At 44.2% G+C, this 23307-nt stretch carries 25 protein-coding genes; 19 read left to right on the top strand and 6 right to left on the bottom strand.

The genetic code is table 11. The features are described 5' to 3' along the window. The first annotated feature begins 21 nt into the window (after positions 1-21). The 6 genes from K3F53_RS13570 to deoC all read left to right on the top strand — a co-directional run bounded on the left by K3F53_RS13570 (position 22) and on the right by deoC (position 6267). Positions 22-1626 carry an ATP-binding protein gene (locus K3F53_RS13570; protein ID WP_082705907.1) on the top strand — a complete coding sequence of 535 codons (1605 nt, stop codon included), beginning with the start codon at positions 22-24 and terminating at the stop codon, positions 1624-1626. Beyond that, positions 1623-2339 (top strand): response regulator, encoded by a 717-nt coding sequence (locus tag K3F53_RS13565; RefSeq protein WP_057898072.1) that lies wholly within the window; start codon positions 1623-1625, stop codon positions 2337-2339. The genes K3F53_RS13570 and K3F53_RS13565 overlap by 4 nt, the downstream gene beginning before the upstream one ends. 229 nt (positions 2340-2568) lie before the next feature. After that, positions 2569-3831, top strand: coding sequence for a dicarboxylate/amino acid:cation symporter (locus K3F53_RS13560; RefSeq protein WP_057900250.1), 1263 nt, complete (start codon positions 2569-2571; stop codon positions 3829-3831). Between the two features lie 148 nt (positions 3832-3979). After that, entirely contained in the window at positions 3980-5035 is a 1056-nt protein-coding gene (locus tag K3F53_RS13555; protein ID WP_057898073.1) for a DctP family TRAP transporter solute-binding subunit, read from the top strand. Between the two features lie 105 nt (positions 5036-5140). Then, entirely contained in the window at positions 5141-5590 is a 450-nt protein-coding gene (locus K3F53_RS13550; protein WP_057898074.1) for an NUDIX hydrolase, read from the top strand. Further along, positions 5587-6267 (top strand): deoxyribose-phosphate aldolase, encoded by a 681-nt coding sequence (gene deoC / locus K3F53_RS13545; protein WP_057898075.1) that lies wholly within the window; start codon positions 5587-5589, stop codon positions 6265-6267. The genes K3F53_RS13550 and deoC overlap by 4 nt, the downstream gene beginning before the upstream one ends. Positions 6268-6551: 284 nt before the next feature. Here the strand turns inward: deoC and K3F53_RS13540 are convergent, their stop codons facing one another. Next, complete coding sequence (locus K3F53_RS13540) at positions 6552-7475, bottom strand: Na/Pi cotransporter family protein (RefSeq protein ID WP_057898076.1); 924 nt, start codon at positions 7473-7475, stop codon at positions 6552-6554. 194 nt (positions 7476-7669) lie between these two features. On the opposite strand from K3F53_RS13540, the gene K3F53_RS13535 reads away from it, so the two are divergent. The 3 genes from K3F53_RS13535 to K3F53_RS13525 all read left to right on the top strand — a co-directional run bounded on the left by K3F53_RS13535 (position 7670) and on the right by K3F53_RS13525 (position 10203). Then, positions 7670-7909 (top strand): hypothetical protein, encoded by a 240-nt coding sequence (locus K3F53_RS13535; RefSeq protein ID WP_057898077.1) that lies wholly within the window; start codon positions 7670-7672, stop codon positions 7907-7909. Between the two features lie 140 nt (positions 7910-8049). Continuing rightward, a complete protein-coding gene (locus K3F53_RS13530) occupies positions 8050-8715 on the top strand; it encodes a copper amine oxidase N-terminal domain-containing protein (RefSeq protein ID WP_204244856.1) in 666 nt (221 codons plus the stop codon). A gap of 132 nt (positions 8716-8847) precedes the next feature. Then, positions 8848-10203: an RsmF rRNA methyltransferase first C-terminal domain-containing protein gene (locus K3F53_RS13525; protein ID WP_057898078.1), complete on the top strand. Its 1356-nt coding sequence runs from the start codon at positions 8848-8850 to the stop codon at positions 10201-10203. Between the two features lie 305 nt (positions 10204-10508). Here the strand turns inward: K3F53_RS13525 and K3F53_RS13520 are convergent, their stop codons facing one another. The 3 genes from K3F53_RS13520 to K3F53_RS19705 are packed head-to-tail and all read right to left on the bottom strand — an operon-like array spanning position 10509 to position 11696. Next, positions 10509-10979, bottom strand: a complete 471-nt coding sequence (locus tag K3F53_RS13520) for a hypothetical protein (protein WP_057898079.1) — start codon at positions 10977-10979, stop codon at positions 10509-10511. Then, positions 10976-11293 (bottom strand): PepSY domain-containing protein, encoded by a 318-nt coding sequence (locus K3F53_RS13515; RefSeq protein WP_057898080.1) that lies wholly within the window; start codon positions 11291-11293, stop codon positions 10976-10978. Before K3F53_RS13515 ends, K3F53_RS13520 begins: the two co-directional genes overlap by 4 nt. A gap of 43 nt (positions 11294-11336) precedes the next feature. After that, positions 11337-11696, bottom strand: a complete 360-nt coding sequence (locus K3F53_RS19705) for a PepSY domain-containing protein (protein WP_257721599.1) — start codon at positions 11694-11696, stop codon at positions 11337-11339. A gap of 28 nt (positions 11697-11724) precedes the next feature. On the opposite strand from K3F53_RS19705, the gene K3F53_RS19940 reads away from it, so the two are divergent. From K3F53_RS19940 to K3F53_RS13495, 3 genes are all read left to right on the top strand, one after another. Beyond that, entirely contained in the window at positions 11725-11898 is a 174-nt protein-coding gene (locus tag K3F53_RS19940) for an IS3 family transposase (protein WP_082705909.1), read from the top strand. A 142-nt stretch (positions 11899-12040) separates the two neighbouring features. Then, positions 12041-12670: an RNA polymerase sigma factor gene (locus K3F53_RS13500; protein WP_057898082.1), complete on the top strand. Its 630-nt coding sequence runs from the start codon at positions 12041-12043 to the stop codon at positions 12668-12670. Continuing rightward, complete coding sequence (locus K3F53_RS13495; RefSeq protein ID WP_057898083.1) at positions 12639-13706, top strand: DUF4179 domain-containing protein; 1068 nt, start codon at positions 12639-12641, stop codon at positions 13704-13706. Before K3F53_RS13500 ends, K3F53_RS13495 begins: the two co-directional genes overlap by 32 nt. 470 nt (positions 13707-14176) lie before the next feature. Here the strand turns inward: K3F53_RS13495 and K3F53_RS13490 are convergent, their stop codons facing one another. Together K3F53_RS13490 and K3F53_RS13485 are read right to left on the bottom strand one after the other, a co-directional pair. Next, positions 14177-14830 (bottom strand): MFS transporter, encoded by a 654-nt coding sequence (locus K3F53_RS13490; RefSeq protein ID WP_057898084.1) that lies wholly within the window; start codon positions 14828-14830, stop codon positions 14177-14179. Positions 14831-14918: 88 nt separating this feature from the next. After that, complete coding sequence (locus tag K3F53_RS13485) at positions 14919-15497, bottom strand: PadR family transcriptional regulator (protein WP_057898085.1); 579 nt, start codon at positions 15495-15497, stop codon at positions 14919-14921. A 216-nt stretch (positions 15498-15713) separates the two neighbouring features. On the opposite strand from K3F53_RS13485, the gene K3F53_RS13480 reads away from it, so the two are divergent. From K3F53_RS13480 to K3F53_RS13450, 7 genes are all read left to right on the top strand, one after another. Beyond that, positions 15714-16904, top strand: coding sequence for an MFS transporter (locus K3F53_RS13480; protein WP_057900252.1), 1191 nt, complete (start codon positions 15714-15716; stop codon positions 16902-16904). Positions 16905-16936: 32 nt separating this feature from the next. Next, complete coding sequence (locus K3F53_RS13475) at positions 16937-17308, top strand: hypothetical protein (protein WP_220559048.1); 372 nt, start codon at positions 16937-16939, stop codon at positions 17306-17308. Positions 17309-17440: 132 nt separating this feature from the next. Then, positions 17441-18205, top strand: coding sequence for a 2,4-dienoyl-CoA reductase (fadH, locus tag K3F53_RS13470; RefSeq protein WP_057898087.1), 765 nt, complete (start codon positions 17441-17443; stop codon positions 18203-18205). Between the two features lie 172 nt (positions 18206-18377). After that, positions 18378-19628, top strand: coding sequence for a DUF445 domain-containing protein (locus K3F53_RS13465; protein ID WP_057898088.1), 1251 nt, complete (start codon positions 18378-18380; stop codon positions 19626-19628). 97 nt (positions 19629-19725) lie between these two features. Next, positions 19726-21027, top strand: a complete 1302-nt coding sequence (locus K3F53_RS13460; protein WP_057900253.1) for an ATP-binding protein — start codon at positions 19726-19728, stop codon at positions 21025-21027. Positions 21028-21031: 4 nt separating this feature from the next. Continuing rightward, positions 21032-21916 carry a response regulator gene (locus K3F53_RS13455; protein WP_062731148.1) on the top strand — a complete coding sequence of 295 codons (885 nt, stop codon included), beginning with the start codon at positions 21032-21034 and terminating at the stop codon, positions 21914-21916. A gap of 260 nt (positions 21917-22176) precedes the next feature. Further along, positions 22177-23253, top strand: a complete 1077-nt coding sequence (locus tag K3F53_RS13450; RefSeq protein WP_057898089.1) for a D-alanine--D-alanine ligase — start codon at positions 22177-22179, stop codon at positions 23251-23253. Positions 23254-23307: the final 54 nt, after the last annotated feature.

Genomic DNA, 23307 nt, shown 5'->3' with positions numbered 1-23307 from the left:
TACCATGAAAAGGAGTCCTGTATGTTTCATTTGAATAACTGGCCTATCCGTTGGAAAATTACACTGCTCGCATTTGGCATTGTGCTATTTTCTCTGCTGATGGCCGCTACGATTCTTTTGGGTAAAATTTCTAGTATGAAAGTGGAAGAGGTTGGCCAACGCTCGCTCTTGATCGCTAAAGTCACAGCGCAAATGCCGGAAGTCAAACGCGCGGTAGGGTTGCTGAACGGCGAGTTGCGTGTCCAGCCGCTTATTGAACAGGTGCGTGCTATCTACGGGGCTGATTACATTGTCGTAGTTGACATGAACGGGAAGCGGTTCTCGCATCCTATCGAAAGTCGTGTCGGCACACATTTTAATGTAAATGAAGCGAAGCCGGCGTTTGCTGAACATATCTATGTCGAACGGGTCGAAGGCCGTCTTGGCGAAGGAGTGCGGGCGTACGCTCCGGTTATGAATGAAGAACATCAGCAGATCGGCGTTGTGATGGTAGGGAATACAGTTCCTCACATTCTCACAATTCTTGAGGATATGAGTAAAGAAATCGTTCTTATTCTTTCGCTTACGCTTTGTTTTGGTATCTGGGGTTCTTATTTGCTGGCGAGCCATATTAAGAAGCAAACATTCCAATTGGAGCCGCAGGAGCTGGCCCGGATATTGGACGAACGTACATCCGCTTTTCATGCCATCCATGAGGGCATTATTGCTATTGATGACAAAGAACGCATTACCGTGATTAACGATGCGGCGCGGCGCATGCTGAAAGTGAAAGGAAAGGCGATCGGTGAAAACATCCGCGATGTTATTCCCGACACGCGCCTGCCAGAAATTCTTGAATTGGGCCGCCCGATTTATAACCAGCAGTTTTATGTGGGCGATACGCTGATTTTAAGCAATCGAATTCCGATTCGTGTCAAAGAGAAGATTGCAGGAGCTATCGCTATTTTCCAGGATAAGACGGAAGTGACCCGCCTTGCGGAAGAACTGACCGGAGTTAAGGCATTTGTGGATGCGCTGCGCGCAAAAAATCATGAGCACAGTAACAAACTGCATACGATTGCTGGGTTGATCCAGCTGGGCAAGGAACAGGAAGCGCTTCGTTACATTTTCCAGCTTGACGAAGAGCAGGAAAATGTGGCCCATTATATCAGCGGGCGCATTCAGGACATAAACTTGACAGGACTTTTGATCGGGAAGATTAGCCGAGCCAAAGAGCTGGATATTGCGCTTTGTATCGATCCGTATAGCGAATTTCGCATGTTTCCGGAAGGGGTTACCTACCATGACCTTGTGATTATTATCGGGAACTTGATCGAAAACGCGTTTGACGGGTTATCTGAGATGAACGACCGTGAAAGACGGGTGGATGTGTCGATCGTGCAGGACGAGAGCTATTTAACGATTGAAGTGGAGGACAACGGGATTGGAATCCCGGAAGAAATACGGCATCAGATTTTTGCCAAAGGCTTCTCCACGAAGCAAAAAGACGAGCGTGGTATTGGCTTATATCTTGTCTCTTCCATTGTGGAACGGAGCGGAGGCGAGATTGAAGTGGACAGTATGGTCGGATATGGCACATGGGTGCGCGTAAAGCTTCCGATGGAGCGAAAGGAGGAAACAACATGAGCAAACCGATTACGGTCTTATTAGTCGAAGATGATCCGATGGTACAAGAGATTAACGCCTCGTTTATTGAGCAGGTAGAAGGTTTTAAAGTAATAGGCTGGGCGAGGAACGGGGAGGAAGCGATTGAAAAGATCAGACGACTGGCGCCGAACCTTGTTATTCTTGATTTATACATGCCAGGCAAAGGCGGACTGGAAACGCTGCGCATTATTCGCCAGGAGGAGTTTGACTTGGACGTTATTGCGGTAACGGCGGCTAACGATCGGGACACTGTGCTGCGTGTCATGCGTCTTGGTGCCGTTGATTATATTTTTAAGCCTTTCCAGTTTTCACGAATCAAGGAAGCGCTTTTGCGTTATAAAGAGCATTTTCTCCGTAATCAGTCAGCCGTATTTTCGCAGACAATATTCGATGGCGCCCGCACATTGGCCATTGCGGGCAAAAAGCAGTCTACAAAAGAAGAAACGAACTATCCAAAAGGGATCCAAGCGTTTACGCTTCAGCAAGTATCCAACTGCCTTCGGGAAGCGGAAACGGATTTGTCTGCAGAAGACATCGGACAGATCATCGGCATGTCCCGCGTCACGGTGCGCCGCTATCTCGAATATCTGGAATCGGTTGGCAAGGCGAAATCGCATATGGTATACGGCACGGTAGGACGCCCGATGAAAATGTATACGTGGGTTGATGAACAAAAAGAACAAAATGTTTAATAAATACGAAAACTTCTTCCTTTCCTTTGCAAACGTTATCATAAAACTATCAGACAAGATAAATAATTAGCAAAGGGAAGGGTTTGATGAAGATTCAAAAAAAACGGACGGTTTCAGTTCTTATTGCAATCGCAACCGTTAACGTTTTTGAACTTCATCACTTCCTTCCTTTCGCTTCAGCGGAGCGTAACCGTGAGTAAATGAAAGGGAGGATAGGATGAAAAAGAAAATGAGGCTAAATTTCAGAAATCTTACCGTGCAGGTAATATGCGCCATTATTTTAGGGATTTTAGTTGGACAATTTTTCCCTGACTTTGGCTCGCAATTGAAGGTTTTGGCGGATATTTTTATTAAGCTGGTTAAAATGGTGATCGCCCCCATCGTGTTCCTTACGATTGTAGTCGGAATTGCAGGGATGGGCGATTTAAAGAAAGTTGGCCGCATTGGGGGAAAAGCGCTCATCTACTTTGAGATCGTAAGTACAATTGCTTTGGCTATCGGAATTATTGTCGTTAATATAATTAAGCCGGGACAAGGTATGGATAAAGCTGCGGCCACAGGCGATATAACGAAATATACGAAACAGGCTGCTGAAACGAGCCACGGTATAATAGACTTTTTAATGAGCATTATTCCAGAGAACATTTTTGGAGCTTTAGCGAACGGCGAACTCCTGCCGATTCTTTTTGTTGCTGTTTTGTTCGGCATATCGCTGACGGCGATGGGAGAACGTGCAAAATCGGTGCTTGATTTATTTGAAAAGTTAACAGAAGGCATGTTTGGTATTGTAAATATGGTCATGAAAGTTTCCCCGATTGCAGCGTTCGGCGCGATGTCTTATACAATTAGCAATTTTGGGATTGAAGTTTTGCACAATTTGGGAAAACTAATGGGTTCCGTTTATATTACAATGTTTTTGTTTATTATTCTTGTACTTGGTTTAATAGCTAGAATATATGGATTTAGCATCTTTGGCTTTCTTAAATACATCAAAGAAGAGATTCTTCTCGTATTAGGTACTTCTTCTTCTGAAGCTGCCTTTCCAAAAATGATAGAAAAGCTGGAAAAGTACGGATGTTCAAAATCTGTTGTTGGACTTGTGCTTCCTACCGGTTATTCATTTAACTTGGATGGTACAGCCATTTACTTATCTATGGCCGCCATCTTTATCGCTCAGGCTTATGGGGTTGATTTGACTCTTACCCAGGAAATTACGCTTCTCGCTATTTTGATGCTTACTTCAAAAGGAGCAGCTGGTGTTACGGGCTCGGGTTTCGTAACTTTGGCGGCAACATTGGCTGTATTCCCGACGATTCCGGTTGAAGGTATGGCGCTTCTTCTCGGTGTGGACCGCTTTATGTCAGAAGCGCGGGCGATTACGAACCTCATTGGCAATGGGGTTGCTACTGTGGTAGTTGCGAAGATGGAAGATGAATTCCGTACAGAGACAGAGAGCAAAAACGGCTCGTATAATGAACAAGTTTCCGCTTAATTGGCGGTTTGTTTTAGCAACAATTTGCGCGTCGGCTAGAATATAGCCGACGCTTTTTTGATGGAAAGAAAAAGGACGAGCGTGCAATATCTGCGAGTTTTTCTTATGCTATGATAGGAATACGAAAGCAGGAAAAGGAGAATGTAACGTGAAATCCCTTGGGTGGTTGATTGTATTTCTGCTTGCAGGATTAGCCATTTCGATTGCTGTCGGTTTCGGCTTCAGCGCGAAAGAGCCTGTACATTATGATGCTGAACAGGAAGGGTTGGACAAAAAAGTTATCATTCGCTTCAGCCATGTGGTAGCAGAAAATACGCCGAAAGGCTTAGCTGTTTCTAGGTTCGCTCAGCTTGTTCGGGAAAAAACGGACGGTATGGTGGAAATCCGAGTGTATCCTAACGCTACACTATTTGATGACGAAAAAGAGTTTCAGGCCTTGCAGACAGGCAAAGTCGAAATGATTGCGCCTGCCACCTCTAAGCTGTCCTCGCGCTATCCGGCTTGGATGATTATGGACTTGCCATATGCGTTCAAAAACGAAAGCGAAGTAAAAGAAGCGATGGACGGGCGGCTTGGCCAATTGTTATTTAAGGCCATCAATGACGAAAATATTAAAGGCCTGGCGCTTTGGGATAATGGCTTTAAGCAGATGACCGCCAATCGGCCGCTCATTGATCCAGAGGATTTTAAGCAGATGAAATTTCGGATTATGGCAAGCCCGATTCTTCAAGCACAATTCAGGGCGCTGGGCGCGAAAGCGGAAAGCTATTCTTTTAATGATTTGTACCGGCAATTGCAGTTCAAAAACGTGGAGGGAGAAGAAAATACGCTATCCAATATTTACAGCAAACGTTTATACCAGGTACAGCGGCATATGACAGTTAGTAATCATGGCTATCTTGGGTATATTGTATTAATAAATAAAACGACGTGGGATAAGTTGTCCCCAAAGCAACGGGCGGCAATTGAATCGGCAATGGCGGAAACGACGGCCTGGATTCGCCAGTACGCGAAAAAAATGAACGACAGGGCGCTCGCGGAAATGAAAGCAAAAAATTTGATTCATATTCATATGCAGACAAATAAGGAGAAAGAAGCATGGAAAAAACGCCTGGCGCCTGTCTATTATCAGTTTAAAGATACCATCGGAACACAAGTTTTGGAAGAATGGAAAAAACTAGGGGCAGACGAGCGGGCTTTATAGAAGAGGAGCGGTGGCTACGAATAAATATGCTAAAAAAAGTGGTAAAGGGCAGGCAGAGTGAGATAAACTTTTGAAAAAGGATGCTTTTGCAAGGAGGAATGTTGAATGGCAAAGGAGGTTTCAGCAGGAGGCGTTGTATATAGGAGAACAAAAGACAACAAGATCGAACTCATGATTATTGAAGACAGGTATTTAAAAGCGTCTCTGCCGAAGGGAAAGCAGGAAGAGGGCGAGACGATGGAGGAGACCGCGCTTAGAGAGATCAAAGAGGAGACAGGAATTGAAGGAAAGGTTGTCCAGCCGCTGGAAACGATTTATTATAACTATTACCATCCGAAAGTTGGGGCCGTGAAAAAAGAAGTTCATTACTATCTTGTGGAAGCGATGTCGGGAACACTTGCGCCGCAACTTGAAGAAATAAACACAGCAGTATGGATGTCGCCAGAAGCGGCATGGGAGAAACAAACGAAACATGGGTACCAGAATAATATTTCCGTTCTGGCAAAAGCCTATCAACTGTTAGGACTTAGTACGCGAAAGGGGCAAACATCATGACAATGGAACCGGGCAAGCTTGCAACTTATATCGATCATACGTTGCTCAAGCCGGAAACGACAGCTGGGATGATCGATAAACTATGCCAGGAAGCGAAAGAACATCGATTTTTCGCTGTTTGCATTAATCCTTATTGGGTTGAACGCGCAAAGCAGAATCTTGTAGGCAGCGATATAAAAGTCGCCACCGTAATCGGATTTCCACTCGGTGCAAGCATCGCTGAAGTCAAAGCATTTGAAGCAGCGAGAGCGATTAAGGACGGAGCAGACGAGATCGATATGGTTATCAATATCGGCGCGCTGAAATCGGGCGATGATGAAGCGGTGTTACAGGATATCGCAGGGGTTGTGGCGGTAGCTGGTGACGATGCGCTGGTTAAAGTAATTATTGAAACCGGTTTGTTGACGGAAGAGGAAAAAGTGAGGGCTTGCCGCCTGAGTAAAGAGGCGGGCGCGCACTTTGTCAAAACTTCGACTGGATTCTTAGGCGGCGGTGCGACGGTGGAAGATGTGGCATTGATGCGAAAAACGGTTGGCGAAGAGATGGGTGTTAAAGCGTCCGGTGGTGTACGTACCTTTGAAGATGCGGAAGCGATGATTCAAGCCGGCGCGACCCGTATTGGTACGAGTGGTGGCGTCGCTATCGTTCAGGGTGGCACAAACGCTGAGCAATATTAATATGCTAAGGAGCTAGGATAAAAAATATGCCCTTTCTTCCTGCGCTTGTGTTATCTTTCTACAAAGTTACCATTTTATCGTACGTCCATGTCAAAAGCTGCATCCCCAAAACATTTGAGTAAATTCGAAGAGTGGGACACTCGTGTTTGCTGTTTCACCTTTGTATGGTTCGATGTGGAGTGGAAAGTGAAAAGGCGCGAAGGAAGAAGGGGCGTATTATTCATTATCTTACTCTCTTAGTGCAGATAGAGAAAATTCGCGAGGTATAAAATCGTGAGTTTTTCTTATTTTTTAATGAAAAATTGCGCTGCCTTTGCGATCGGATGCGCAAACGGGAGCGCTAGGAGCGAACAAATGACATTGAACAGCGTTTGCGCGTGGGCGATTTGTACCGCGGGATCGCTTGTCAGTAATGATACTAGCGTCCCAAGTTGCGAAATGAACGGCAGAAACAGAAGAACGCCCGCAATATTCAAGAATACGTGAACCCAAGCGACTTGCTTCGCTGCCGCATTGCCGCCGATCGCTGCCAGTACTGCCGTTATGCACGTGCCGATATTGCTGCCGAGAATAATGGCGATTCCCATGCCAAGAGAAAGGATGTTTTCATTCATAAATCCCATGGTAATGGCTGTTACCGCCGAACTGCTGTGCAAAAGCGCCGTGAAGATGGTACCGATGAAAATTCCGTTGAAGTAACTTGCTTCTGGGCGCGCCAGCATTGACAGAAAGAACGGTGTATGTTGCAATGGCACAGCAATCATCTGCATCATCTGGATTCCAAGAAATACGCAACCAAAGCCGGATATGGATATGCCGATCGCCCGTATGATGGGGGAGCGGAACCAGAGAATGGAACAGCCGATGAGGAACATGGGAAGGGCCCATTTTTGTGGATTAAGCGCGATGAGCTGTGTGGTGAAGGTCGTCCCAATATTCGTCCCAAGGATAATTCCTACCGTTTGCGGAAACGAAAGCAGGTTAGCGTTTACAAGTCCGATGGTTACAATGGCTACCGCGCTGCTGCTTTGGATAATCATTGTCACGATGGTTCCTGTGATGAGCCCGCGCGTTGGCGTTTTTGTAAAGCGCGTGAGCCAGCCTTGCAGGCTTTTGCCCGCGAGCGCAAAAAGTCCGAGTCGCATGAGATGCATGCCGCCCATGAAAAGTCCAAGCCCCGCAAGTAGAGGAAACGCGAGAGTGAGCATTTTTTTTCTCCTTCCGTCTGCATCTATCCCATTTGTATGCGGAATACGAGACAGGCATGACAGACCCGGATAAACAAGGATGGACCCGAAGGAGATAACGGGTCTATAGCCATACATATGTCCAGCGGTACAGGCAGGTGCGTATAAAATAGACGCAAACCTAGTATGACGTATCGAAGGGAAAGGAAGATAATATGGAGCAAAAATCAACCTGCAATCTTGATCATTCGCTTGAAGATATACGTAAAAAACTGGAAGTCATCGCACCGCATTTGCCGGATCGCATTGTTGCGGTGCTGCCCACGTACTTGGAAAGTGGACGCACGCAGGAAGAGTTGAATTACGTATTTCATTTGCTGAAAAAATATGATTTGGCAGACGAAATGGAAAGAGTACATCGCAATAAGGAATTTATCCGCTTATTGAAGCTGTAAAGCTGTAACAGCGATTCCCCATTTGTATGATAGACGGGGCCCTTTCTTATTTATGTCGAAAAATGCGACAGAAAAAATATCCTCTCTGCGAAAGTTATGACAGTACAGGCGAAACATCATCATGAAAAGGAGAGAATGGCATGAATAAGAAAATTGTAAGCAGTTTGCTGGCGGCAACTTTGCTTGCGGGAGGGACTTCCGTGTTCGCACAAACGGCCGATGCTACAGCCAAGCCGCAGAAACAGGAATCAACCACGAAGAAAACTGGCCTTGAAAACGCTTTGGAGCACGTAAAAAACGAAACGGCGAGACAGCATATTATGGATAACATTGAAAAGCAATGGAAAGCAACGACAGGAGATTCGGTTACGGTAACGACGGGGGATTCTGTCACGGTCACTCCTGGAAAAGAGGACAAGCCTAAAGAAGAGGCGAAAAAGCCGAGTGTAATCGTAATTAAAATAAATGGCAAAATTATGATTACAAACCAGAAGCCGATTATCATCAATAATCGCACAGTTGTTCCGCTGCGCAGCATCTTCGAATCACTGGGAGCCGAAATCAAGTGGGATGCCAAGAAACAAACTGTGTATGCGACGAAAGGAAACCGGAAAGTGATGATTAAAATCGGTGACCAAAATGCTGTGGTGAACGGCAAGAAAGTAAAGCTGAACCAAAAAGCTACTATCGTTAACAATCGTACAATGGTGCCGTTGCGTTTCGTAAGCGAAGCGTTAGGTGCAAGTGTGGAATGGGATGCGAAAAACGCGACCGTCCATATCAAGACAACGATTAAAACAAACTAATTTTGGTTTCATGTAAAGGGCGGATGTCCGGCTTTTAACCGGGCACCCGCCCTTCTGTTCATTTTGCCTCGTTTTTCTGGACGATTTTTGGTAATATATTTGGCATCACAGCAAGAAAAAAGGATGGATAGAATGACAGCGTTACCTGAACGTTTTGTGCAACGGATAAAGCAGATGATTGGTGAACAGGAGGCGGCAGCATTTCTCGCGAGTTATACCGGGAGCGCAGCGCATGGATTGCGTCTGAATCCGGCGAAAGTACCGCTGGATGAATTCATCGTAAAGATGCCGTTTTCCTTGACGCCGGTTTCGTGGTGCCCGCTCGGGTTTTATTATCATGAAAAGGATAGACCTGGAAAGCATCCGTACCATGCAGCAGGTCTATATTATATTCAAGAACCAAGCGCAATGGCGGTGGTGGAAGCGCTCAAGCCAGAGCCAGGAGATATTGTGCTTGATTTATGCGCAGCACCAGGTGGAAAATCAACCCATATTTCCAGCTATCTTGGAAATAGCGGCTTGCTGGTAGCGAATGAAATCCACCCAACCCGCGTAAAAGTGCTTTCAGAAAATCTGGAGCGCTGGGGGGCGCGTAATATTTTAGTGGTGAATGAAACGCCGGAACGTATGGCCGAACGGTTCCGCGGTTTCTTTGACAAGATTGTGGTGGATGCCCCGTGCTCGGGCGAGGGGATGTTCCGCAAGCTGCCGGAAGCGTGCGATGATTGGTCGGAAGAGAAGATAGGGCATTGTGCATTCATGCAGGCGGATATTTTGGAATCGGCTTCCATCATGCTGAAGCCAGGCGGCGTGATGGTATATTCCACCTGTACATTTTCGGAAGAAGAAAATGAATGGCAGATTGAAAGGTTTCTTTTATCACACCCTGAATTTTCCCTGGAGCCGGTGGCGCAGGGAGAATGTTTCTTTGAGCGTGGGAAACTGGCGAATACATACCGCCTTTGGCCCCACAAATTGAGCGGAGAGGGACATTTTCTCGCCCGCCTGCGCAAGAGCGCTAGCACTGGGGAGCGATCAGAAAAACCGGGGGCAGGAAAGGTAAAGCCGATTCCCGCAGCTACGCGCAAATTATTTGAAGCATTCTGTCGCGAAACGCTGACATTTATCCCCGAAGGACAGTATGCGTTGTTCGGTGAACAACTCTACCTTTTGGCGGATGGTCTGCCAAGTTTGAAAGGACTCAAGATCGCGCGGGCGGGCTGGCATATGGGAACCGTTAAGAAGGATCGGTTTGAACCTTCACACGCACTGGCGCTGGCACTGAAGCCCGGAGAATGGAAGCGGAATGTCAACTTTTCCACTGACAGCGATGAAGTGTACCGGTATTTAAAAGGGGAAAGCCTGTTTGTGCAGAAGACTGGAAAGGGTTGGGACGTGGTGACGGTGGATGGCTATCCGCTAGGCTGGGGCAAGCTGGTGCAGGGACAGTTAAAGAACCATTATCCCAAAGGATTGCGCTGGGTGTGAGTGTATGAAACATAGTCATAAACCCCTTATTAATTAAGGGGTTTTTCTATATTACAGGTTGTCTTTTATAAGAGGGGAATTGGGGACAATTTGTAGACAAGCGCAGCGTTATATCATCTAACAAGAGCAAATTCTATGAAGTACTGACCAGATGATTGTTGGTTACCTTTTTCATTGCTCAGCATATTTGCCAGTACATCTGAATCTCCTCTTCTCGTACTGCTTGTAGCAGAGCCGTTACCTGTTCTTTGGTGTATACGTTCCTTGCTTCTGTTTTTGTTTTCATTGGCTCGCTGTATCCAAACCTATTGTTTTAATGAAATCCCTAACTCTTTAGCAGCTTGATTGAGATTGTCGCGATTTATTTTAATCATATTTGACGTTTTGGTTTTATCCTTATTCTTAATAGCGTCTTCTAAAGCATCAAATTTACCATGCATATCCTCAGCTAATTTTGCGTTTTTGGCTTTTACTGAAGGGAGTATAGCAGAATGATACTCTTCATGAATTTGGTCAAATAATGTACTAGCGCTTTGGAAATCATTTTTATTAACATTGCTTTCAATGGTAGCGAGTCCTTGTATTTCATCTTTGATTGCTTTCTCTACTTGAGTATTATTAGGACTCGTTGTATCTCCACCTTCATGCTGATGAGGTTGTCCTTCTTCATGATGAACATGATCTTGTGCTGGTTGTTGAGATGAAGAGCTACACCCAGTTAGTCCTAAACCAAATAACAAAACAAGTGAAGCAAATATAACGTTTTTGGTTCTCATTCATCATTTCCCCTTTTTAAACGTGTATCTACAGGTTTCATCTTGCGATCTCCTTTAAACCACATCCATATTCCTGTCATACTTAACACAATCATACAAATCGCTCCTACATCAGTAAGCCATACAATAGACATTTTCCCTATTGTTCCAGAGTGAAGGCCAAATATAAATTTCTGTAGCTTCATTTCCATTTCTGAACTATAGCCAATGAATGATCGATGATTTAGTAACAATCCTGTGATTGCCATAATCAGCATGAGAATGGCCCCGATTATTCCTGCTATGCGATGAATCAGTCTTGTGATACGGTACATGAGTAACTCCTACAGCACACAGTATTTACATCAATGGCATCCTCTATCCAATCCATTGCTTTATTGCCGGCATTCTTTTAATTACGAGCCAATCTAAGGCTAACACAATTAATAGAGATATTTCAACTAACGGAAAAATGACACCAAAAACAATGATAATAAAAGCGGCTCCTTTTTGTATTTTAAAATCTTTTGGCAAGGATGGAGTGCCGAATTTTCCAGTTAGTTTCCGTTTCCACCACATGATCACACCGCTTATTGTAATTCCTATAAGACCAAGACAGATAATTAGATCAAGCAATTGATTAGCTAGCCCAAAATAATGACCTTCGTGTAAAGCAACTCCAATGGAAATAGCTTTCGCTAATGGACCATAATCTTGAAAACGTAAGTCTGCTAGTATTTTTCCGCTATATTAGTCAATATGCAGCATGGAAAACTTCTTCAGCCATTTCAAGTCAGAGTGTTTCAATCTGTACTCTTTCCGCACGGTTGAAGAGGTGAAAGATGCCGTACACAAATATATTCGTTTTTATAACCATCAACATTTCCAAAAGAAATTAAATAACCTGAGTCCTTATGAATATAGGACTCAGGCTGCTTAAAAGTGCTTTTTTATTCCTGTCTACTTGACAGGGGGTCATTCTCTATGGTGCAGCACTTTTTTGTGCTGCATGGATGGCTAACGGGCAGAATAGCGGAATAACTTGCAGAATCTTAGAACTCCTGAAAGGGTGTTTTTTGTCGATGTCATATCCATATTTTGGTTGTGAATGGTTTAATTATTTTTTTTTAAACTGGGAACCTATTTCTGCTTTTTTGCATAATACAGGTGAAAGGATGGTGAGGATAAAATTGGAGCGTGAAAAACGACTAGAAACATGGATGGATTTGTACACTCAGCGTTTAGTTCGCCTTGCGTATACATACGTTCGTGAGTGGGGAACAGCAGAGGATAAGGTACAGGATGCTTTTGTTAAGGTGTACGAAAAAATGGATCAATTCAAGGAAGAGCATGACCCATTCCCTTGGCTTGCTAAAATTGTCATTAACGAGTGTAGAATGGCACAAAGGAAAGGGTGGAGGGAAATCATATCCGCACTATTGCCTGAGCGTGCTGATATTAGCTCGGAAGATACCTTTTTAGCAATGGAGTCTAATCAAAAAATGTACGAGGTTGTTCTAAAACTTTTGGAACCTTATCGTACCCCCATAATTCTGTATTACTTTGAAGAGTTATCGTTAAAACAAATTTCCGAAATACTTGGGATAAATGAAGGAACAGTGAAGTCTAGACTAGCACGAGGCAGAGAACGATTAAGAAAAGTATGGGAGGAGGAATATCATGAGTTTGGACAAGCAAATCAAAGCTGCTAAACTTTATCACGAAAATCATACTGTAAATGTTGAGAATTTCAAAAAACGTGTGTTTCAAAAATTAGAGGAACAAAAAGAATTGAAAACTAGACAATCGTGGCCCATACTCCAAAAATCGGTAACTACTTCTATTGCGTATGGGAGAAGGGAAATTTTCAAAAAAACGGGCGTTCTCATAACAGCTGCCGCAGCGTCGCTAGTGTTGGTAATAGGAGTCGGTGTTACATACCCCGGTTTTGCCCAAACTCTAAAACAGATGCCTCTAATTCAATCGGTATTTAGTATTGTGGGTGGTGACGGACTCAAAAAGGCCCAAGAAAAAGGTTTAGTCACTAATATACAGAAAGTCGCGACTGACAAGGATATCACGGTTACCATCACGGAAGTCTTTTATGACGGCTCACAGGTCTCCGTTGGATATATACTGGAGTCTCCTGATAAATTGCCTGACAGGGTTTATCAAGAAAAAGCTATAAAAATAAATGGAAACTTACTTGAGAAATGGGGGGCTGGCGGGGCGAGCCATCGTATTGATGACCATCATACTGTGGGCGTCATTAACTTTAGCACAAGTGAACCATTACCCGACAAATTTAAGTTCGATCTTGCTATTACACAGATTGGAGATATAAAGGGGGATTGGTCTTTTTCCTTCCCAGTTGTGAAGAATGACACTTCAAATAAACAAATTGTACCAATGTTAACAAAAACGTATAAAGACATGACCGTAATACTTGAAAAGGTCACATTCTCAGTCAACTCAACTGAATTAGTGGGGCAATTGATCCAACCAAGCGGAGCACTTTCGACGATTTTTGAAGTAATTGATGATAAAGGAAATAAAATAGGACTTCTTAGTTCATCAGCTGAGGAAAATAAAATAGATAGGGAGAAAGAAACCGTTCGTTGGAAAGCGATCTACCAACCTTTTCAAGAACCACCCAAATCTTTAACTATACGTCCTATTACTCAAGATCAAAATGCTCTTCCTTCAGATGTAGTCAAGGGACTAGAGATAACTATTCCCATTCGTTGATCATTTTCTTTGCTTGTAAACCTGAACAATGAAAAGATTTATCAGAATTTGAGCAACTGATGGGAATCAATAGTTGAATAAAAGCAAGAATATTATGGGGACAGCATTGGGGACAATATGGCAACAAAGTTAACACATTTTAAAGCAACAAAACACAACAAAAAACGTTAATCCCCTGATTTAAAAGGATGTAACGCAATAGTACAGAACGCCATAAATGGGGTTAAACCATTATCCCAAAGAATTGCGCTGGGTATGATTGTATGAATTTAGATTGAAGACAAATTCCCCTTGCAGAAAGGGAGTTTGTCTTCAATCTGATGCATCGCAGGACGCGGTGCAGAAGGTGACGGAGCGCTTATTTTCGAATCAGAGCGGTTCATAGACGTGTTCCGAGAAAATCAAAGACTTAAGGCTTCACAGACTGTTACCCTATTAATTTGTCAATAATCTAGTGGTAAGAACCCTTTTTAGCAATTTTTGTTTTTCAATAACCCGATTCCTGAGAGAAGAAGTAAAAAAGCTATGCTTAACCATGCCCAGGTATATCCTTTTACATCCACAATGAATCCAAAAATAGGCGGGGCTGAAATGATAGCGAATTGATTTAAAGTAAGTGCAAAACTGACAGTTACACCAACTGAATCTTCTGATGATTTTTCAGCAACTTCAACGATAAAAAGGCTATACCAACCTATACCGAAGAAACCTAACCAACCGCTAAGCAAAAATAAACTCCAAAGCGGTAAAGTATGTATATTCATTGTGAAGATTAATACGGAAGCAAAAGCTGCTAGAACAGAAAATAAAAGCGGTTTCCTGCGATTTCCTCTGTAAAAATAATCGCTAATCGATGCCAAAATAATCCGCCCTACCATTCCCAAAAACAACGAAACCGAAAAGATTTGTCCCGCCAGCATCGGCGATAATGATTCGGTGTTGGTAAGAAAAATCGTCAAATGTCCAACAATTACCATTTGTAATGAGATCATGCAAATTCCGGTAAAGAAAACAGGATATAAAGCTTTGTTTTTTATGATTTCTTGAAGCTGTTTTTGAAACGGCTTTACCTGTTGTTTAGGTGAAAAGAAAATGCGACTTGAACGGGAAAAATCGTTGCCCAAAGAGCGCCGCCGGAAGATTGAAGAATAGCAAGAGAAGAAATAAGAAGAATGGGGAGACGTGTTTTTGCGAACGCCTCCCTTTTTGTGTTTACTCCCTTTTTCCTTCTATGGATGTCTCAGAGTCCTCATTCGCTTTATCCAGCAGATCGAGCACCCAGCGGCACCAGATAATCTCTTCTTCTTCCTGTCTTAGCTTTCGTTTAAATAATAGATACCGCCCAAAGTGGCGGGATGTAAAATTTGTAATGGTTTCCCCGTACTCTTCCTCCATTTTTTTGATTTCTTCTTTGCGGTGTGTAACTTTTTCTTCAAATGTTGAAATACGTTCCCAAAACAGCTTTTTCGCCGTATTTTTATCTGTCAGCCAGATGGAATATACCTTAATCAAAAATTCATCCCGTATCACTGGAGCGGCCGGTGTTTGAGCAATCCACTTTTGCAGCAATTTTTTTCCCTTATCGGTAATTGAGTAAATCTTCTTATCCGGTTTTCCTGTTTGTTCAACATGTTCAAATGTAACATATTGTTCTTGCTCCAGTTTGGCCAGCAGAGGATACACCTGGCTGTGTTTTGCCCGCCAGAATACTTCGAGCAACTGGGTTAGCTCATATCCAGAACAAGGCTTGCGCATCAGCATACCAAGCAAAGCATATCCTAAAGCGTTCATATGGTTCCCTCCGGTTTATGGTCAGAATATATGTAAAAAATTATATATATAAATATTGACGTCTGCAAATAGATGGCAGTATACTGTTTCATGTCTTTTATATATAAAAAATGACATATAAATTGCTTTTCAAAGCGGCTGTTGGTAAGCTGCTTTGCTACGCATCGCCAGGGGATTGCGTTGTGTGAAAGAATAACATAAAGGAGTGAGAGGATGATGGAAAACAAAAGACGAAGGGCAAGAATCATTACCATGTTTGCCACATTTCTCGCATTTATGGGAATTGGGGTGGTGGATCCGATTCTGCCTTCGATCGCTGAGCAAATCGGGGCTACGCACTGGCAAGTTGAAATGCTGTTTACGTCTTATATTTTTACAATGGCGATTATGATGTTGCCTGCGGGTTTGCTGGCCGGGAAATTCGGAGATAAGCCGATGATGGTAGCCGGTCTTATCATTGTTACTATTTTTGCTTTGCTGTGCGGATTTTCTAATACGATTGCTGAACTGTCAAGCTTTCGGGCCGGCTGGGGTCTTGGCAACTCTTTCTTTTTTGCCACGGCGATGACCTTGTTGATTGCCCTGTCGAAAGAGGTAAGTTCAGCAGTTGGATTGTATGAAGCGGCCATTGGCTTGGGAATGGCCGGTGGTCCCTTGGTTGGTGGTATTTTGGGCGGCTATACGTGGCGTTATCCGTTTATTTCCACAGGTTTACTCATTTTTATTGCCTTTATTTTGGTGTGTTTCTTTGTTAAGGTACCTGGGCAGCGACCAAAAAGAAAAACGGCAGGATTCAAAGAAATGGGGCACCTGTTCTCCTATTCACCGTTTTTGCGCGGAGCGCTTGCAGGTATGTTTTATAACTACGGATTTTTCACTGTGTTGGCGTATTCGCCGCTGGTGATGAATTTACCCACTATTCAATTGGGGCTCATTTTTTTCGGTTGGGGACTTTGCCTTGCCTATGGTTCGGCTGTTTTATCACACAAGCTGGAAAAAAAGTATGATGTAAAAAAACTTTTGCGCTGGGGATTGTTGCTTTTCTCTTTGTTTTTGTTCGCTCTGTATTTTGTTAAACTAACGTGGTTGCAAATCGTATTGGTCATACTGTCCGGTCTTTTCTCAGGATTAAACAACGCCCTGTTTACGACTCATGTGATGGAATCTTCGCCGTATGAGCGCAGCATAACGTCAGGAGTTTACAATTTTGTGCGTTGGCTAGGAGCGGGAGTAGCTCCGATTTTATCCGGGGTGCTTGGCCATAAGCTCTTCCCGCAAGCTCCGTTTGGCATCTCTGGCTTCATCGTACTTGTCGGATTTCTATTGATGCTTCTACCGGTGCGGGAGCCAAGAAGGAGAGAAGAGGAACGGAGAATTCACTTGCATAAAAAAATGGGTATTTATTAAAAAATATAGGGGAATGACAAGGAGGGATGAAAATGGGCGAAAAGAACATACTTGCATATTTTAAAAGTCCGGAAGAAGCTGAAAAAGCGGCATCAGAGTTACAGACGCTTGGTGTGGTAGATATGCAAATCGACCGTATTTCCCGGTTTCCTGGAGATGGAGTAGGGCGTATCATGAATCCAATTACTGGTAATATATCTTCGCTGGCTGATGTAACGTTAGGCGCTGATGTTTCGAACCGAGATGCAGGGGTGTTATTGGCAGCAGATGTAGGTGCCAGCGGAATGAGCGATGGAGGACAGGACGATACAATAGGACGTGATATACTGTTGACTATAGTAGTTGAAGAGGAAAAACATCATTCGGCACTTCAAATTGTAGAAAAGAACGGTGGAATACAGTAAAGGAAACCTTCCCGGCCAAATGGTTGCTGGGAAGGTTTTTAATATCATACATTAAATGATTGTTTATTCATTTTCATTTTTGTTCATTTCAGTATAAAATTAATATAATTCTAAAAAATAGGGAGGGAAATGATGAACAGGAAAGTAGCGATCGTTACCGGAGGTTCCAGCGGGATGGGGAAGGCGATGGCAAAGAAATTTGCGGAGAAAGGGGCGTTTGTCGTCATTACAGGGCGCAATGCAGACAATTTGGAAAAAACGAGGCAGGAAATTGAGCAGACGGATGGACAAGTGTTATGTGTGCAGATGGATGTGCGCAATCCGGAAGACGTCCAACGCATGGTGGATGAAACAAAACAGACATTCGGCAAAATCGATTTTCTTGTGAATAACGCCGCAGGAAATTTTATTTGTCCGGCCGAGGAGCTTTCGATTAACGGTTGGAATGCGGTAATTAATATTGTACTTAATGGAACATGGTATTGTTCGCAGGCGGTCGGCAAAGAATGGATTGCTACCGGACATAAAGGTAGTATTCTAAACATGTTGGCCACGTACGCCTGGCTGGCTGGGGAAGGTGTTATCCATTCAGCTTCGGCCAAAGCAGGAGTTATGGCTATGACAAGAACGCTTGCTGTCGAATGGGGCAAAAAGTATGGCATTCGTGTCAATGCGATTGCGCCGGGACCGATTGACAATACCGGGGGTGCAGCGCGACTGTGGGAATCGGAAGAAGCTGCGCGCAGAACACTGGAAAGCGTACCGCTCAGACGTCTGGGACAGCCAGAGGAAATTGCGAATCTTGCGTATTTTCTTTTGTCACCGGAAGCAGAATATATAAATGGTGAATGTATCACGATGGATGGCGGCCAGTGGTTGAACCGCCCTCCGTTTTAGGTATAACTGGCTGATTTCGCTCAATAGAGCGAAGTCGGCTTTTTTCATGTGTAAGAAACACTTTAGCCATCATTCCGTTCATGCCCATAGAGAAAATTGTTGTAAGCTTGTGTGCCGTTTGTGGTAAGCTTGATATGAAAACTGCCAGTAAAACAGTAAAGAGGGAAGATGAATGTCAGGAGAAGCAAAACATATCGCAAGTGTTTCACTCGGCGTGATGGCAGCCGGCTTCGCTGCTACGTTGCCGTTTCCGGATGCGCTTTGGTCCAGAATTTTACAAGGTGGATTTGAGGCGGGACTAGTTGGCGGCCTGGCGGACTGGTTCGCGGTCACTGCGCTGTTTCGCCATCCGCTGGGGCTGAAAATTCCGCATACGGCGCTGTTGCCGAGAAACCGCAAACGGATTACAGATGCGCTTGTTCATACCTTGGAAAATGACTGGCTGAACAAAGCAAGCATCGAAGAAAAAATAAAGCAAGTGAATATTACCGAAAAAGTGCTCGATATGCTTGAAAAAGAGCTTGCTTCCCCGCAGGTTAAAAGCGCGCTAAGGGCGGTAAGCGAACAGGTTGTTCGCAATATTGATATAGAACCGGTGTTTCCGATCATTGAGCAAAAACTCAAGGAATATGCCAGAAGCGTGAACATGGCTGATCTATTGCGCCGCTTGATCAATAAGATACTGGACGGGCGCTATGAAGAGAAAGTGTTTGATTTTTTGCTTGGGAAAGTGGGCGAGTGGACAGTACGAAGCGAGGCGCGTCATAAGCTGGGCTCCTTAGCGTTGCGCGCGCTTGATAACATTGAATTGGACGGATTTATGCAGTTTGCCTTAAAATCGTTTACCGGCATGCTCAACGAGGAAAAATTGGGCGGTGTGTTGCAAAATTTATTGCTGCGTATAAGCGATGATTTGCGCCGGCCAGAAAACAAAAACAGGCAAGCGATTCTGGCCTATGCACGCCGCGAGTTGGAGATAGCACGGGAAAATGAGGAGTTGTTGCACATCGTCGAACAATGGAAGGACAGTTTCATCGAAGAAGCGCGTTTGCGTGAACGTTTGGCGGATATTGCCCAGGATTTACGCGAACAGGCGCTGGCATTCGTAGGCAGCGATGCCTATTCGGCTCAATACGCGGTTCCGTTCCTTTCGCGTTTGCTTGCTACATTGCGCGCGGATAAAGAAATGATGCTTCGATTTGAAAATTGGACACAGCAGCAGATTGCCGTGCTGGTGGATCAGAACCATTCGAAAATCGGTAGTCTTGTTCGTGAAAACTTGGATAAGCTGGATAACGAAACGCTTATTCAAATGATGGAACAAAAAATTGGGAAAGATATTCAGTGGATTCGGGTGAACGGTGCGCTGTGCGGCTTTTTAATCGGGCTTGTGCTTATAACCATTAAAACTGTCGTACAATGAAGCAGGAGAATGGAAGATGGGCTCTGCCTGCGCGGATGCATATGATAGAGGCCCTTGCTTGAGGGGCTTCTTTTCTGTAGAAGGGAAGAGCGCGGTCATGCGTAACAAAGCTTTGATAATCGTTATTATGGTAACGACCACTATGTTATTGGGCGAATTGAAATATCAGCCGTTTCACAGTGATTTTCGCATTAGTTTTGGTAGCGGTATCTTTTTTTTCTGGTTGATATGGTTTCGTGAAATACCGATTTTGTTTGCTTCTCTATTGATGGGAAGCGCAGTGGTTTTATTCCGTATTTGGCTTGATTTCATGGCTCTGGGTGACGGATTTCGGTTATATGAAAGCGCGTTTATTCATGTACCTTCGCTTGCGTTTTACCTGTTTTTTGCTCTCATACTTTGGGTGGGTAAATTCTGGAATTATTTGCAAGCTCTCTTGAAGCTGGGAGCGCTCGGCGTGGTAGCCGATTTTTCTGGAAATATGCTGGAGCTTATCGTGCGTAAAATCCTTATCTCCCATGGCGTTCCGTTTTCTTTTCCGCCGTGGCCACCGTTTTTTCTGCTTATTCTTGCATTTGTACGCAGCTTTTTTATCGTAGGTTTTTTTTCCATTATCCAAATGCGACATTTGCGCGAGATAAGCCGCGAACAACAATTGCGCTTTGAAAAAATGCTAATGATTAGCAGCGACTTGCATGTAGAGGCACTATATCTTAAGAAGGTAATGGGCCACATCGAACAAGCAACGCGGAACAGCTATAATTTATATCGCGAGTTAAAAAAACAGGAGGCCAAAGGAAATCTGCCTGAACTCGACCCGCCGCTTTCCTGCTGCGCGCTCAGCATCGCGGAAGAAGTGCATGAGATTAAAAAAGATTCGCAGCGGATTTTGAGCGGAGTAAGCAAAATCATTCAGCAGGAGCAGATCGTAAAAGAGTTGACCATCGCGGAAATTGTTTGTCTCGTTCTCAACGCCAATCAAAAATATGCGCGTATGCTGGGAAAAGACATTTCATTCCAAAATGAAGTGGAAACGTCCCTTACGACCAGACATGTGTATTCGTTGCTTTCTGTGCTGAACAATTTGCTTTCCAATGCGGTGGAAGCGATTGAGGAGACGGGTACGATAGCTGTCCGCGCATATGAGCGGGACAGGCGTCTTGTATTCCGGATAAGCGATACGGGCACAGGAATTATGCCCGGAGACGAGGCGTTTATTTTTAAGCCCGGCTATACAACGAAATATGACGAACAGGGCAATGCTTCTACGGGTATTGGGCTTGCACACGTGAAAGATGTGGTAGAAAGCTTCGAAGGAACGATAAGGTTGGTGCAAGGACAAATTTCAGAAGTAACCGTATTTGAAGTTTCAATTCCGATACATAGGTTGTGGGGGTGAGCGTGTGAGATTTCGTTTTTTCATTATTGATGATGATCCATCTTCCCGTAAAATGCTTCATAACGCAATTGAATACGAAGATCTGGGCGATGTGGTGGGAGAAGCGGAAGACGGTCTCGGTGCGGAAGCGAGTATTATTTTAAAGAATTGCGATATCGTGCTGATCGATTTGTTGATGCCGAAACAGGATGGCATTGAAACCATTTCCCGTCTGCAGGAGATGGGGTATGAAGGTAAATTTATTATGATTTCGCAGGTGGAGCACAAAGATATGGTAGCGGAGGCATACAGCAAAGGTGCGGAATACTTCATCCATAAGCCGATTAATCGGATTGAAGTAATTTCAGTTATTAAGAAAGTCATGGAACATATTCGGTTAGAACGCTCCCTTGAAGGAATTCGTCATACGCTTTCCCTTTTCGATAAGCTGCCGAAAGAGCCGCCGGAAGATCGGGCCACGCCTTTTATTCGCAGTGTTCTGGCGGATTTTGGTATTCTCGGCGAATCGGGGAGTCAGGATTTGATTCATCTTATCGAATATCTGCTTAAGCGGTATAAAAATGAGCAGGTGCGTGAATTGCCGTCTTTGAAAGAAATCTTTACCGAGTATGCGACATACAGAAATGCTGCTGAAGTACAGCGGGAGGTAAGAGCGATGGAGCAGCGAATCCGTCGCACGGTGGCGCGGGCCCTGCAAAATATCGCTTCGCTTGGCTTAGAGGATTACAGCAATCCAAAGTTTGAAATGTATGCCTCCAAATATTTTGATTTTGCTGATGTCAGACAAAAAATGCGGGAGATTGAACAAAATGAAGACGGATCTCGCGTACGATTGAATGTAAAAAAATTTATTTTCACGTTATACATTGAAACAAAAGAACATACATAACAAGTTCACAACATTACAATTCTGCCATTTGGCGAATCGGTTGCTTCAACAAGAGCGGCGGATTGATTTCATGTTTGTTAAGCCTTCGTAAATTGCGAAAATATTAATGCCCTCATGCTCTCGAAAAACTGATATGATAAATACGTTGCACGAAATTTTATTTGTACATAGGATGAAGAAGCGAAAAACGTAGGCAATGGCCTGCTTTTTCAGCACGGGAAATAGGCTGTGCGATAGAGTAATGAAGGAGGACGTTACGGGTGTCAAACAAACGAAAACTAGGCGTGATTTACGGGGGAAAATCAAGCGAGCATGAGGTGTCAATTCACACGGCTCTGTCTGTTATTAATGCGGTAGATAAAACGCATTATGATGTGTTGCCGATTTATGTTAATGTAACTGGCCAATGGGTTCAAGGACCGTGGATCGAAAAGGAACTAGCGCATGTGGATGAGCTTCGTTTTTCTCTTGATTCTCATCAGGCGCCGGATGTTTTTGCTCTTAAAAATATGGTGGATGTGATTTTTCCAGTTATCCACGGGCCGAACGGTGAAGACGGTACGTTGCAGGGATTTTTAGAAATCATCGGTGTACCTTATGTTGGTTGTGGTGTGCTCAGTTCCGCGGTCGGCATGGATAAAGTGGTAATGAAAGAAGTGTTTGCAAGCGCAGGGCTGCGGCAGTGCAAATATCAGAGCTATTTGCGTAGCGAGCTTGAACGGAATATGGCGGCAATTTGCGATAAAATCGAAGCGGAGCTAGGTCTGCCATGCTTTGTTAAACCGGCGAATATGGGCTCAAGCGTTGGCATTAGCAAAGCGAAGGATCGCGCCGGATTAGAAGAAGCGCTTCGCTTTGCGGCGCGCTTTGACCGGAAAATTATTGTGGAGGCATTTATTTCGGGCCGTGAGCTGGAAATTGGCGTGTTAGGGAATGACGAGCCCGCGACATCGGTTGTTGGAGAAATCACATCAAGCAATGAGTTTTATGACTATGAAGCGAAATATAAAAGCAACGGCACACGTCTTGACATTCCGGCCAATGTGCCGGAAAGTGTAGTGGAGCGAATGAAAGAGATGGCGGTTAAAGCGTTCAAAGCGCTTGATTGCAGTGGCCTGTCCCGCGTGGATTTTTTCTGGGATGAAGCGAACGATGTGGTTTATATTAACGAAATCAATACAGTACCTGGATTTACGGCGTTTAGCATGTATCCGATGCTTTGGAAAGAGGCTGGTGTGTCGTATCCGGCGCTTATCGATCGCTTGATTCAATTTGGCATTGAGCGTTATGAAGAAAAGAAAGCGAATGAGCTTGTCGCGGAACAATTTAATGATTGATACTAGCAAAAAAGCCGGGCCTGCGGGATCATCCCGCAGGCCCGGCTTCGCTTT

It is taken from the genome of Aneurinibacillus thermoaerophilus (assembly GCF_019603355.1).
GTDB classification, from domain to species: domain Bacteria; phylum Bacillota; class Bacilli; order Aneurinibacillales; family Aneurinibacillaceae; genus Aneurinibacillus; species Aneurinibacillus thermoaerophilus.
Note: the sequence above shows the minus strand (reverse complement) of the source record. Positions and strands in the feature narration are given on the sequence as shown.

Coding starts and splice junctions, on each gene's coding strand:
- K3F53_RS13530 (WP_204244856.1), top strand. CDS start 8,050: ATGAATAAGAAAATTGTAAGCAGTTTGCTGGCGGCAACTTTGCTTGCG.
- K3F53_RS19940 (WP_082705909.1), top strand. CDS start 11,725: ATGGAAAACTTCTTCAGCCATTTCAAGTCAGAGTGTTTCAATCTGTAC.
- K3F53_RS13520 (WP_057898079.1), bottom strand. CDS start 10,979: ATGAGAACCAAAAACGTTATATTTGCTTCACTTGTTTTGTTATTTGGT.
- fadH (WP_057898087.1), top strand. CDS start 17,441: ATGAACAGGAAAGTAGCGATCGTTACCGGAGGTTCCAGCGGGATGGGG.
- K3F53_RS13480 (WP_057900252.1), top strand. CDS start 15,714: ATGGAAAACAAAAGACGAAGGGCAAGAATCATTACCATGTTTGCCACA.
- K3F53_RS13485 (WP_057898085.1), bottom strand. CDS start 15,497: ATGAACGCTTTAGGATATGCTTTGCTTGGTATGCTGATGCGCAAGCCT.
- K3F53_RS13525 (WP_057898078.1), top strand. CDS start 8,848: ATGACAGCGTTACCTGAACGTTTTGTGCAACGGATAAAGCAGATGATT.
- K3F53_RS13550 (WP_057898074.1), top strand. CDS start 5,141: ATGGCAAAGGAGGTTTCAGCAGGAGGCGTTGTATATAGGAGAACAAAA.
- K3F53_RS13475 (WP_220559048.1), top strand. CDS start 16,937: ATGGGCGAAAAGAACATACTTGCATATTTTAAAAGTCCGGAAGAAGCT.
- K3F53_RS13460 (WP_057900253.1), top strand. CDS start 19,726: ATGCGTAACAAAGCTTTGATAATCGTTATTATGGTAACGACCACTATG.
- K3F53_RS13495 (WP_057898083.1), top strand. CDS start 12,639: ATGAGTTTGGACAAGCAAATCAAAGCTGCTAAACTTTATCACGAAAAT.
- K3F53_RS13515 (WP_057898080.1), bottom strand. CDS start 11,293: ATGTACCGTATCACAAGACTGATTCATCGCATAGCAGGAATAATCGGG.
- K3F53_RS13565 (WP_057898072.1), top strand. CDS start 1,623: ATGAGCAAACCGATTACGGTCTTATTAGTCGAAGATGATCCGATGGTA.
- K3F53_RS13570 (WP_082705907.1), top strand. CDS start 22: ATGTTTCATTTGAATAACTGGCCTATCCGTTGGAAAATTACACTGCTC.
- K3F53_RS13500 (WP_057898082.1), top strand. CDS start 12,041: ATGTCATATCCATATTTTGGTTGTGAATGGTTTAATTATTTTTTTTTA.
- K3F53_RS13540 (WP_057898076.1), bottom strand. CDS start 7,475: ATGCTCACTCTCGCGTTTCCTCTACTTGCGGGGCTTGGACTTTTCATG.
- K3F53_RS13465 (WP_057898088.1), top strand. CDS start 18,378: ATGTCAGGAGAAGCAAAACATATCGCAAGTGTTTCACTCGGCGTGATG.
- K3F53_RS13560 (WP_057900250.1), top strand. CDS start 2,569: ATGAGGCTAAATTTCAGAAATCTTACCGTGCAGGTAATATGCGCCATT.
- K3F53_RS13535 (WP_057898077.1), top strand. CDS start 7,670: ATGGAGCAAAAATCAACCTGCAATCTTGATCATTCGCTTGAAGATATA.
- deoC (WP_057898075.1), top strand. CDS start 5,587: ATGACAATGGAACCGGGCAAGCTTGCAACTTATATCGATCATACGTTG.